This window comes from Clostridium phoceensis (assembly GCF_001244495.1).
GTDB classification, from domain to species: Bacteria; Bacillota; Clostridia; order Oscillospirales; family Oscillospiraceae; genus Lawsonibacter; species Lawsonibacter asaccharolyticus.
Map to the genome: position 1 here is coordinate 97,754 of NZ_LN866273.1, position 11,665 is coordinate 109,418.

Consider the following 11,665-nt stretch of genomic DNA (forward strand, 5'->3'; position numbering starts at 1 on the left):
CCCCCGCCAGTCTCCCATTGATAGACCGCTTCATATGTGCTAAACTAAAATGTTTAATCATGCATGATGAAAATTAAATACGATATATAAAAGCCATCTGAGGCATGGCTTTCTCAAGACTTTTAAGCCGTTACATAGACGACCCACAAGAGCCCCGGCGGGGGAAGAACTCTCGCCAGGGCTGGTACGCCTATATAACGGCTTCTTTTTGCGCGTTGACAAGTGAATGACCGTCCGAGTGAGAGCCCGCGCCATGACCTCGCCGGGAGCGAGTGCGACAGAGCCGCCGAAAAAGGGGTAGGAACGCCATTTGGGGAGAGCGGCAAAATCATGTGGCAACAAAATTGACGTCACTGGCCCGACCCCAACCGGCCATGGCAGCATTTTTGACGCCACCGATGCCCGGTTTGCCCCAGTGGATTTTGATCCGAAAGAGGGACTAATACCACTCCACCAAGCCCGGTGGCCTTCACGGCATGGGCCTCAAGTCCGCACGGGCCACCTTCCGGAAGTATCACAGTGAGCTGGTTGTGAGGGCAGATGAGGACTCCTTTTCCGCCAGCACCGCACTGCTTCTGCCTGAGCCAGAGACATAAAAGAACTCCGTTGTTCCCTAATTGGGGGAATTGGCGTAGTTCTTTTATAACTGTTAAAGTTTTTTCTATATGAACTTTATCGGTTATATCTTATAACTCCGTTTTTTCGACTTGTTTTTCAGTTGTGTATGATATATACTGAAAGCAGCTAGGAGGAAAGGAGCTGTGTAGACGGTGATCAAACGGGAACTGTATATGAGCCGCATCCGGCCGTTTATTGGAACAGACCTCATTAAGGTCATGACCGGTATTCGCCGCTGCGGAAAATCCGTTATGCTGGATCTGATCAAACAGGAGCTTCAGGAGTCCGGGACCAACCCGGCTCAATTTATCTCCATCAATTTTGAGGATATGAGGTATTCCCATCTGCAAACCGCTGAGGCGTTGCACAATGAGATCACCAAAAGAGCTTCGGATACCGGCGGCAAGGTATACCTCTTCTTTGATGAGATCCAGGAAGTCAGGGACTGGGAGAAGTGCATCAACTCCCTCCGTGTTGCGCTGGACTGCGACATCTATCTGACCGGCTCCAATGCCAAGCTGCTGTCCGGCGAGTTGGCAACCTATCTGGGCGGACGCTATGTAGAGTTTGTCATCTATCCATTTTCTTTCATGGAGTTCATGGAATTGTACCATTCCATTGTGCCAGAAGAGCCAATTCAAAGATGCTTTCAAAAATATCTCCTGTCCGGCGGAATGCCATATCTGGCCAATATTCGGTATGAGGAGGAACCCTCGAAGCAATATCTCCACGACCTCTTCAACTCGGTCCAACTCAAAGACATTGTGAAGCGAAATAAGATCCGTGACGTGGATCTGCTGGAGCGTATCATTGCCTATGTGATGGACAATGTGGGCAACACGTTCTCCGCCACCTCTCTTGCGAAATTCCTTAAAAATGAACAGCGCACAGTAGCGCCGGAGACAATCCTGAATTATATCAAATACTGCTGCGATGCCTATCTCTTCTATCAGGTGAAGCGGGAGGACCTGCAGGGCAAGCAGATTCTCGCCTCCAACGAGAAATATTATATTGCCGACCACGGCATCCGCGAGGCAGTCTTTGGCGGCAACACGAGAGACATCAACTTGATCCTGGAGAATATCGTGTATCTGGAGCTACTTCGCAGAGGCTACCAAGTTACAGTTGGCAGAGCCGGAGATAAGGAAATCGATTTTGTGTGCGATAAGCGGGGAGAAAAGCTGTATGTCCAGGTCACATATCTGCTCGCCTCGGAGGAAACTATCGCCCGTGAATTTGGGGCCTATCACAGCATCCGCGACAATTTCCCAAAGTATGTTGTCTCTATGGATGAACTTGATATGAGCCGCAATGGGATCAAGCACCGCAACATCCGGGATTTTTTGATGGCGAAGGACTGGGCATGAAGGAAGCCCCACCACATCCACGCACATATAGCCAGTGTAATTCTCCCTCATTTTATTTTAGCGTATTAGTCCACGAAGGCCGCCTCTGTGACATCATAGAGGCGGCCTTTTTTCATGCTGGTGTGGTGTGTAGGGTTCTATTTGAAACTCATTTTTTGACAGGAAGCTGTTTAATCAGCTTGGAAATCTCCTTTTCCCGTCTCTCCTTTGCGGCCAGATAGCCCTCTTTATCGTCCAAAAAAGCACTCTCCATCCTCAGTTTCTGATAGGACAGCCACCACTCCCACGACAGCTCGCCACTTTCCAGCGCCCGTCTGACTGCGCATCCGGGCTTACTGGAGTGGGTACAATCCCGAAAGCGACATTGTGCGGCCAGCTCGTCGATCTCCGCGAAAGCCTGGTTTATCCCAGAGGTGTGGTCCCACATACCAAATTCCCGCATCCCCGGTGTGTCCACCACCATACAGCCCTGTGGCAGCAAGATCAATTCCCGGCGTGTGGTGGTGTTGCGGCCCCGGTCATCATTGCGCAGGCCATTGTTCTCCAGCCGCTCCTTGCCCAGCAGGCCGCTGTCCATTCCGGGAATTCATTTGCCAGTGTTGTAAAGCGGCCGGTCAGGCCATAGTACTTCAGACTGGTTTCTTGATTCATTTTAGTTCCTTCCTGGATTTTATTCGGTATGCTTCTGATATTTTTCTGTAAACTGCATCAGGTGTTTTGATAAGACGCTGAGATCTCCGCTTTTTCCTCCGCAGTCCGGTCGGCGTCCGACAGGCTCAGAAACAGGTAAAAGGGCGCGTAATATTTCACTGCCAGCTGCTTCTGGTTAGCCCCGCTCCAAATCCCCTGCTTCATTGTTTTCCGAAAAATATCTTAGATAAATGCCAGCGGGCCGCCCGCCATGACTTTTTAATAGAACTCCATCATATCCGGGCTTCGGTACTGCTCCAGTGTCAGTTCCGTGATATCCGTGTATCGCTTGGCTCTGGCTATGAAACTGTCGGTATCGGATACCTTCTCTCTCAAGGCTTGGATGCCGGCCTCCCTCCACAGGATATCCGCTTTCAGGGCCTCCTGCTCCGCCGTGTAGCTGCCTGCCAGCGGACTGGAACTGCCCGCTGGCAGGCTGCCCAACACGGAGTCCTTGTACAACCTCTTGAAGATAGCCTCCAGCTCGGCGCCCCTCTTCCGTATGGCGGCCAGCTCCCTCTCCGGCCTCCGCACCTCCCGCTGGACAATGTCCTATACCCCCCTTGCCGCCAAGGGCAGGGTAGGTGTTCTCGAATACCAGGCGTTCCTCCCGCGGATACTCTACTTTCCGTTTGTCCTTGTAGGACTTTGAGCTGTACTTCATGTTGATAGTGTTGTCCGGGTAGAGTTTGTTCTCCAGCATATCAGTGATGGTGCTGTCGGACCAGCCATAGGGATTATCCAGGTCGAGGCTCACATGGGTCGTACCAAATAGGCTGTGGGACACAGCACCTGTTCCTGTTTCAGCGTTCTGGCGATCTGGCTGGGACCGCTCCCCGCGCTCCGCCCTGGCCCGCTTCACCGCCCGGATCTTCCGGATGGCGTCACGCACAAACCACTCGTTTAACAAATTTTGAACGGCATCAACTCGCCGCTCTCGGTGTTGTCCGTGTCCACATTGTCGTTGATTGCGATGTAGCGGACACCGAACATGAGGAAGTGTTTCTCGATGTACAGCCCCGTGTGGAGCTGGTTTCCCCCAGACAGGACAGGTCTCCCAACCCAAAACCGCTTTTGACAACACTGTCAAAAGCGGTTTTCTCTCACAAACTTTTCTGCAGTGCCGCAAAAAAGTCCCGCCGATTTGCGGCATTGAGGCTAGGGGTATTCCCCCGCAAGCGATGTTTTGACATCAAAATGCGATGCTTGCGATAATAAAAGCAAACCAAAGTATGGGGGAGTTTCAATACCAAGAAAGGTTTAGGGCAGACTTATCTATTTACTCTTGCGGCAGAGTCAGGTCGGTACACCGGAGGACAGAAATCAAGGGAGGTAGTTTCAAATGGAGATCAGGAATGAAGTGAAATCCCGCACTGTGCGGGAGGTTGGTAACATCAATACATATGGCTATATCCGGGTCAGCACCAAAGAACAGAACGAGGACCGCCAGCTGATCGCCCTGCGGGAGGCATTCGTACCGGAGGAAAACATTTTTCTCGACAAGCAAAGCGGCAAGAATTTTCAGCGCTCCCAGTACAAACGGTTGGTGCGGCGCATGAAAAAAGGCGATCTGCTCTATATTAAGAGCATCGACCGCCTGGGCAGGAACTATGAGGAAATTTTGGAGCAGTGGCGGGTGCTGATCAAGGAGAAGGGCGTGGACATCGTGGTACTGGACATGCCCCTGCTGGACACTCGGCGTGGCAAGGACCTGATGGGCGCCTTCCTCAGCGACATTGTGCTCCAGGTGCTCTCCTTTGTGGCAGAGAACGAGCGCCGCAGCATCCGTCAGAGGCAGGCTGAGGGGATCGAGGCCGCCCGAAAGCGGGGGGCCCACCTGGGGCGGCGGCAGCTCCCCATGCCAGAGGGTTTCGAGGATCTGGCTCAGACTTGGCGGAAAGGAGAGATCTCCTCACGGGCCGCCGCCGAACAGCTACGGATCTCCCACCAGACCTTCCTGCGCAGAGCCAAAAGAGTGTAAAAAATGCAATCAGAGAACGGCCGGATCCCTGTTCGACGCAGGGGGCCAGCCGTTTATCATTTAGTGAAGAATCATGCAAAAATTGTTCCAAAAGGTGTACCTTTGGGACCAGCCCTCTGAACGCCCAAAATTTTGGAGGAAGATTCTTAACTTTATGAGAAATTGGACGATAACAATATAGAACGGTGGGTGGAATCATCACTGTGGTATTGTTCCAAAAGGTACACCCTTTGGAACAGGGCCGCCGGTTCCATGGAGAAACGCAGGGGAGGGATGGACGCCATGAAACAGAAAAAGCAGGACGGCCATGCCGAACCGGGCCGGGTGGTCCAGTACAACACCATCAAGGTCCGCCTTTATCCCACACCGGAGCAGGAGGAACTGTTCCAAAAGACCTTTGGCTGCTGCCGGTATATCTGGAACCAGATGCTCTCCGATCATGAGCGTTTTTATTTGGAAACAGACGCTCACTTCCTTCCTACCCCGGCTAAGTATAAAAAAGGAGCCCCCTTCCTCAAGGAAGTGGACAACCAGGCGCTGACCCAGGAATACAACAAGCTCTCCCAGGCATTCCGTAATTTTTTCCGCAATCCGGCGGCCTTTGGCTACCCCAAATTCAAGCGGAAAAAGGATGACCGGGACACCTTTTCCGCCTGCAACCATGTGATGGGAAACAGTGCCACCATCTATACCACCAGGGACGCGGTCCGCATGACCAAGGCCGGCCTGATCCGAGCAAAATTCCCCCGCCGTCCCCGGAGCGGCTGGCGGCTGGTCCGAGTCACGGTGGAGCGGACCAAAACCGGAAAATATTATGGGTATCTGCTCTATGCCTGTCCCGCACGCCAGCCGGAGCCGGTGGCGCCTGTTGAGGAGCGGACCGTGGGCCTGAAATACTCCCTCTCCCACTTTTATGTGGCGGATGACGGGACCGCTGCCGACCCGCCCCGGTGGCTGCGGCAGTCCCAGGACAAGCTGGTTGCCGTCCAGCGGAAGCTGAGCCGGTCCCAGCCGGGCTCCCAAAACTATCAGGAGCTGGTGCAAAAATACCGGCTACTCCATGAGCACATCACCAACCAGCGGCGCGACTTCCTCCATAAGGAGTCCCGGCGGATAGCCAACGCCTGGGACGCGGTCTGCATCCGGGAGGACTCTCTCAAGGCGATCTCCGAAACGCTGGGCGGCAGCGCCGTCCGGGACACCGGCTTTGGGATGTTCCGGGAGCTGCTGCGCTACAAGCTGGAGCGGCAGGGCAAGCAGCTTCTGGAGGTGGACCGCCTGTTCCCCACCACCAAGGTCTGCTCCGCCTGCGGCGCGGTCAACGAGACCCTTGCCCCCAGAGCCCGCCGCTGGGTCTGCCCCGTGTGCGGGGCGGAGCACCGGCGGGGCGTGAACGCCGCCGTCAACATCAAGGCTCGGGGGCTGGTCCGGCACCAGCATCAGCAAACCGCGGCGGCAGCCTCCTGACCCCTCCGCCGCGATAGACCCCTTGCCGGCCGGAACACCGGCGCAGGCCCATGCTCCCGGTCCGGGAGCGTTGAGCGAAGCGGCATACCCAAAGAAGTGCCGTTTTCCTCAGCNAGAGCCCGCCGCTGGGTCTGCCCCGTGTGCGGGGCGGAGCACCGGCGGGGCGTGAACGCCGCCGTCAACATCAAGGCTCGGGGGCTGGTCCGGCACCAGCATCAGCAAACCGCGGCGGCAGCCTCCTGACCCCTCCGCCGCGATAGACCCCTTGCCGGCCGGAACACCGGCGCAGGCCCATGCTCCCGGTCCGGGAGCGTTGAGCGAAGCGGCATACCCAAAGAAGTGCCGTTTTCCTCAGCGTTTTCCGGGCGGGAGACCGTTGGGAAACGAGTGGATGCCTCCCCAAGAGGGGCCGTGTCCGAAGCCCAAGCCCTTGGGCGTTCCAAACATTATGACGATGATTTTAGCAGGCGGCGTATGGACACACCGCCGGATCGAAAAAGGAGATCTCCTATGCTTCAACTCTCGCTGTTCCCGGATGAGTACATAACCATCAACGGCGATATTGTGGTCCAGCTTGCCCAGGTATCCGGCCCACGCGCCTATCTGCGGGTGGAGGCAGACCGGAGTATCCCCATTGTGCGGGGCAAGGTGCTGGAGCGGACAGGAGTCCCCAGGCCGGCATGTCTGGCCGGCCTGCCCCGCGGCCGCGGAAAGCGGCGCCGGGAGGCGGTCTACCACTGGAGCGCCGACCGTGAGCGGGCCGTTCAGGTGATGGAGCAGATCCTGGACCGGATGGAGGCCCACGGCAGTCAGGAGGACGCGGAGGCCCTGCGTCGCCAGCTGATCCATCTGCTTCCCACTGTGTGGGAGGAGGAGTTGTCCGCCAAGGTGCAGGCCCTGTCCCACAGCCAGAGGGCGAAGGAAGCGTAACAGAACCCAGTTTGGTTTCATCCGGTCGTCATCGATGGGCCGGTTGGAATAAATGTCCGCGCAGGACGGCATGATCCGCCAAAGGCCACGGCGGCTGTGTCAGCCTGCTAAACCCCACGGACGCACAGAAGGATACTGTGCGGAAAATAAGCAAAGACTCCAAAAAATTCATTTCATTGAAAGGAAGCAGACGAAATGAGGATCCAGCATAATATAATGGCCATGAACGCCTACCGCAACTACACCAACAACACCAGCGCCCTCTCCAAGAACCTGGAGAAGCTCTCCTCCGGCTACAAGATCAACCGCGCCGGCGACGACGCCGCGGGCCTCGCCATCTCCGAGAAGATGCGGGCCCAGATTACCGGCCTGGACGTGGCCCAGAAGAACGCCAAGGACGGCATCTCCCTGGTGCAGACCGCCGAGGGCGCCCTGACCGAGGTCCACGACATGCTCAACCGCATGGTGGAGCTGGCCGAGCAGTCCGCCAACGGCACCTATGAGGACAAGACCGACCGGGATCAGCTCCAGAAGGAGTTCGACAAGCTCACCGAGGAGATCGACCGCATTGCCGACGCCTCCAACTTCAACGGCATCAATCTGCTCAACGGCGACATGAGCGCCCCCGTCATCACCGCCACCAATGGCACCCTTGATGGCACCAAGGCCGTCTATAAGTTTGATTTTGATGGTCAAACTGCGCTGACCGATGGCCAGACTCTCTCTATCGCCGGTCAGACCATTAGTGCCAAAGACGATGGAAGCGGAGACATTAATAGTACCACTGTTACAGATTTAGACGCTCAGCTGGACGCCATCGTCACTGCTCTGGGCGGCAAACTGACTGACCACACTGTCAGCAGAGAAGGCAATGCCATTGTGGTCACAGCGAATACGGCTGGTACTGACGCCAGTGCAGGCACTGTCGGTGTCAATGCGACTTGGAATACAACTACTGTGAATGTTGCAACGACCGCCGGTACAGGCGCTGGCCCCGCCGCCGCCAAGACCGAGATCGACTTCACCGGCAAGACCGGCGCTGACCTCTTCGGCGGCACCATGACCATCGGCGGCAAGACCTATGAGTTTGTGGAGACCGGCAAGACCACAGCAACCGGCAACACTGCTATTGAGCTTGATGCCGACGCCACTGCTGCCGATATCGCTACTACCCTTGAGGGTGAGGTGACTTTGGCTAATTTCACCGTGGCGGCTGACGGTGATAAGCTTACCTTGACAGAGACTACCGCTGCCGGCGACACCAAGGCTCCCGAGGTCAAGTTCGACGGTATCGGCATCACCCTCCAGATCGGCGACACCGGCGACAAGTACAACCGGATCACTGTGGAGATCGCCAGCATTAAAAAGGATGCCCTGCGGGATATGACTGAGGGCACCGGCAAGGTCCTCTCCGAGTTGAAGGTGAGCACCGCTGACACCGCCGTGGAGGCCATGAAGTCCCTGAAGGGCATGATCAACTATGTCTCCGATATCCGCGGCACTCTGGGCGCGACCCAGAACCGTCTGGACCACACCATCAATAACCTGAGCGTCATGGAGGAGAACATCCAGGACGCCGAGTCCACCATCCGCGACACCGACGTGGCCGACGAGATGATGGCCTACACCAAGAACAACATCCTGATCCAGTCCGCCCAGGCCATGCTGGCCCAGGCGAACCAGGTCCCCCAGGGTGTCCTCCAGCTCCTCCAGTAAACACTGTTCTTGGTATTCCGCAGCAAAGTATATGTGGGCCGGCAAATGCCGGCCCACATATCGTTCTTTTGGGGTGTATAGACCGGCGTGTGAAGGAGGTGCCTAAAAAAAGAATGCACCCGCAAATCTCTCTTTTCAGGAAAACTATGGACATGAGAATACGAATGAAGGCGCTGGAAGTTGCTTACGGGTTGGAGGGATCCTTAGATACTATTCTTCTACATCCGACTGTTTTTTCTTACGTATTCCTTCTTATTCTCAATTTTGTTCCCAGCTTTGGAAACCGGGCGCTTAATTTTTCTGCTTTTATTTGTTAAATTTTAGTATTTTCAGTCCCTGATTTCCCAATAGGTATCAAAAGATTTTTTAAATTTTTGCTTGTTTTGAGCCGCCTCCGCTCCATTTCATTTGCCTTCTGCCACGCTTTGAAAGTGCCGTTCCCGTATGCTTCACACCACTCTGTGGCTGAAACTGTGTTCAGAAATACCCCTGTTCTCATAAGACAGTAATTTGAAGAAATTACGAAATCGGCATCTGTTAGACAGGATTGGGCAACAAAGCAGGCAACATTCAACTTCGGTTATATGCTGTCTTCTTTTCGCCAGCAGGAAACAGTCCCAATTTACGCATGACACGGAACAGACTTTCCGGGCGGCGGGTATATCCCCGTTTCCGTAAGCCGGTGCCACAGCTCACCATGCCAAGGTCTGGGTTGCGCCGGTGCATATCGCAAATCACCTTTAGTTCTGTCTCTGTATGCTGGTTGGGGTAGCTGTGGGGCCGCCGGGACTTACCACACTCCCATCTCAGCGGGCCTTCCAGAAGTAGATGTACGGTTGTACTTACGGCTGGCACAGCTCACGCCGTATTTCTCTGCGTACTTCATCAGGGATTGCCGGTATGCCATGTCCTGTGTTATACTCTTGCTCATGAAGGATATGGTCCCCTCTCATACAGTTGTTGTGTGATAACTCTAACTATAACCGATGAGACCCTATCCCTGATCCTTTTTTATTCATCCGTCCAACATGTATTGTATTCCTACACAGGGCGATTAGGTCAATCTTAGTTGCTTATTGACATTTCCTCATTCTGCACTATTATTAAGAGAAGCAATAATGCAAGACGGTCGTGTGTCACGAGAACAATATGTATTATCTAAAAAGTTGGACATGGGACAGGAGACGGATACTAATTGAGCTATATATCGGCATTTGATCCATCAGCAGACAAAAAGAGGAATTTAGCCTCTAAGATATATGATATCAGCGAAAGCGTCACAAAATTCTTCTGGGATGACGCGCCCCGGCTTGGCATTCAGCAACGAGAGGGACAGCAGGACATGGCCTTCGACGTGCTGGACGCAATCAAAAGCGGCAGTCATGTTGTGATCGAGGCTGGCGTTGGGATAGGAAAAAGTTTTGCCTATCTGGTGCCCATTCTGCTTTACAATGCCAAAACCTTTTCTCCAGTCGTGATCGCAACGTCAACCATTGCCTTGCAGGAGCAGCTTCTGAGCGATGTGGAGCGGCTGAAGAAATGGCTGCGCATTGAACCAGACCTCATTTTGGCGAAGGGGAAGAACCACTATCTTTGTCTCCGACGCGCGAGTGAGTATTTTCAGTCTGTTGACGGCAGTGCTCAGACCCAAATCATAAGTGACATCCGAGCCGGCCATCAGGACCGGCGTTCCTTTACACAGCATATTTCTGACGCAGTCTGGGATAAGATCAATATCACCCGCTTCAGCAAATCAGAGTGCGCTACCTGTAAGTATGCCGACGATTGCCAATATTACAATATGCGTATTGCCCTACGCTATACCCGCGGAGTCATCGTCTGCAACCAGGATCTCCTGGCCGCACACCTGCTCCTCCGGAATCAGGGGCAAGATGGGCTGTTAAACAATGAAGTCAAGCTGGTCGTTATAGATGAGGCACATCACCTGGAGGAAAAGGTGCGGAGCGCCACTACCACTCAATGTTGGCAGAGGCAGATCATTAAAACCATCTATGCAGCTGAGAAATCGATTTGGCCCACAGAGCGACAATATGTTGCCGGAAAAATTTCCAGCACAGTGCACGATATAAAAGCCCTGTACCGACATCTGAGCGATCAAATGCAGCAGCAGATCGACGGTGCGGACCGCACTGTACGCGATTCCGAACGTCTCTTCTTGCGGGAGCACGTACATACTGCCGCATTGGTCCAAAAAGCATCTCAGTCATTGGTGGAGCTCTCTGACAGCATCCAGATCTATGCCGACATGAGACGCCGAAACCGGAACAGGGTGTCCGTCGATGACCTGGAGATCCTTGTGGAGTCATTTTACGTCCTTGCCACCTCTTGGGAGGAACAGCTCGTGTGGCTGGAGCGCAGAGGCCCATATACGCAGCTGACATGGTGCCCAAAGGATACCAGCACCATCATCAACAACCTGTTTTTCAGCGCCTCGATACAGACAATCCTGACCTCGGCTACCCTGACTAACACGCAGGATGGCGAGCTAGAAGAGCAATACTCCTATTTTGTTCGGAGTACCGGCTTTCCATTAGGAGATGCCGGAATGCTTGCGGAGCCAAAGCCCTCCCCCTATCTTTACGATGAGCATGCCCTCATTTACTACTGCAATGACCTGCCCCATCCCACCAAAGAGCGCGAGGAGTTCATCCAACAGGGGGTGGAGCGCCTGATTCAGCTTCTGGAGATCTCTCATGGCATGGCGCTGGTGCTTTTTACTGCAAAGACTGATATGGAGGATGTCTATGCAGCGCTTCAAGGCCGTGACATTCCTTAGAAGATCCTGATTCAACAAAGTGGTGCCTCCCAAGAAAAAGTTCTGAGAGAGTTCAGAGAGGACACAAATTCCGTGTTACTGGGCACCGGTGCCTACCGG

Annotated in this window: 9 protein-coding genes and 2 pseudogenes; 8 read left to right on the plus strand and 3 right to left on the minus strand. The window is 54.3% G+C overall.

The features are described 5' to 3' along the window. Positions 1-458 precede the first annotated feature (458 nt). Positions 459-596 (plus strand): annotated as a pseudogene (locus BN1969_RS19015) (hypothetical protein); the annotation flags it as partial. A 174-nt stretch (positions 597-770) separates the two neighbouring features. After that, a complete protein-coding gene (locus tag BN1969_RS00805) occupies positions 771-1,985 on the plus strand; it encodes an ATP-binding protein (RefSeq protein WP_050622558.1) in 1,215 nt (404 codons plus the stop codon). 148 nt (positions 1,986-2,133) lie between these two features. Here BN1969_RS00805 and rsgA read toward each other — a convergent pair whose 3' ends face one another. Beyond that, entirely contained in the window at positions 2,134-2,562 is a 429-nt protein-coding gene (rsgA, locus tag BN1969_RS00810; protein ID WP_050622559.1) for a GTPase RsgA, read from the minus strand. A 332-nt stretch (positions 2,563-2,894) separates the two neighbouring features. Next, positions 2,895-3,137 (minus strand): DUF4368 domain-containing protein, encoded by a 243-nt coding sequence (locus BN1969_RS00815; protein ID WP_147576953.1) that lies wholly within the window; start codon positions 3,135-3,137, stop codon positions 2,895-2,897. An 880-nt stretch (positions 3,138-4,017) separates the two neighbouring features. On the opposite strand from BN1969_RS00815, the gene BN1969_RS00820 reads away from it, so the two are divergent. The 5 genes and pseudogenes from BN1969_RS00820 to BN1969_RS00835 all read left to right on the plus strand — a co-directional run bounded on the left by BN1969_RS00820 (position 4,018) and on the right by BN1969_RS00835 (position 8,769). Continuing rightward, entirely contained in the window at positions 4,018-4,656 is a 639-nt protein-coding gene (locus tag BN1969_RS00820; RefSeq protein WP_050622561.1) for a recombinase family protein, read from the plus strand. 282 nt (positions 4,657-4,938) lie between these two features. Then, positions 4,939-6,123, plus strand: a complete 1,185-nt coding sequence (locus BN1969_RS00825; protein WP_050622570.1) for an RNA-guided endonuclease InsQ/TnpB family protein — start codon at positions 4,939-4,941, stop codon at positions 6,121-6,123. A gap of 63 nt (positions 6,124-6,186) precedes the next feature. Further along, positions 6,187-6,366, plus strand: a pseudogene (locus BN1969_RS19020) (zinc ribbon domain-containing protein); the annotation flags it as partial. A 267-nt stretch (positions 6,367-6,633) separates the two neighbouring features. After that, complete coding sequence (locus BN1969_RS00830; RefSeq protein WP_050622562.1) at positions 6,634-7,053, plus strand: carbon storage regulator; 420 nt, start codon at positions 6,634-6,636, stop codon at positions 7,051-7,053. 195 nt (positions 7,054-7,248) lie between these two features. Next, positions 7,249-8,769 (plus strand): flagellin N-terminal helical domain-containing protein, encoded by a 1,521-nt coding sequence (locus BN1969_RS00835; protein WP_050622563.1) that lies wholly within the window; start codon positions 7,249-7,251, stop codon positions 8,767-8,769. Between the two features lie 790 nt (positions 8,770-9,559). On the opposite strand, the gene BN1969_RS17695 is transcribed toward BN1969_RS00835, so the two are convergent. Beyond that, positions 9,560-9,700 carry a hypothetical protein gene (locus BN1969_RS17695; RefSeq protein WP_154669714.1) on the minus strand — a complete coding sequence of 47 codons (141 nt, stop codon included), beginning with the start codon at positions 9,698-9,700 and terminating at the stop codon, positions 9,560-9,562. A gap of 264 nt (positions 9,701-9,964) precedes the next feature. Here BN1969_RS17695 and BN1969_RS00845 point away from each other — a divergent pair, with 264 nt between their 5' ends. Next, positions 9,965-11,566 (plus strand): ATP-dependent DNA helicase, encoded by a 1,602-nt coding sequence (locus BN1969_RS00845; protein ID WP_050622565.1) that lies wholly within the window; start codon positions 9,965-9,967, stop codon positions 11,564-11,566. Positions 11,567-11,665 lie beyond the last annotated feature (99 nt).

What these genes read in the sequence shown, in the direction of transcription:
- rsgA (WP_050622559.1), bottom strand. Translation starts at nt 2,562, where the DNA reads ATGGACAGCGGCCTGCTGGGCAAGGAGCGGCTGGAGAACAATGGCCTG.
- BN1969_RS00820 (WP_050622561.1), top strand. Translation starts at nt 4,018, where the DNA reads ATGGAGATCAGGAATGAAGTGAAATCCCGCACTGTGCGGGAGGTTGGT.
- BN1969_RS00825 (WP_050622570.1), top strand. Translation starts at nt 4,939, where the DNA reads ATGAAACAGAAAAAGCAGGACGGCCATGCCGAACCGGGCCGGGTGGTC.
- BN1969_RS00830 (WP_050622562.1), top strand. Translation starts at nt 6,634, where the DNA reads ATGCTTCAACTCTCGCTGTTCCCGGATGAGTACATAACCATCAACGGC.
- BN1969_RS00835 (WP_050622563.1), top strand. Translation starts at nt 7,249, where the DNA reads ATGAGGATCCAGCATAATATAATGGCCATGAACGCCTACCGCAACTAC.
- BN1969_RS17695 (WP_154669714.1), bottom strand. Translation starts at nt 9,700, where the DNA reads ATGAGCAAGAGTATAACACAGGACATGGCATACCGGCAATCCCTGATG.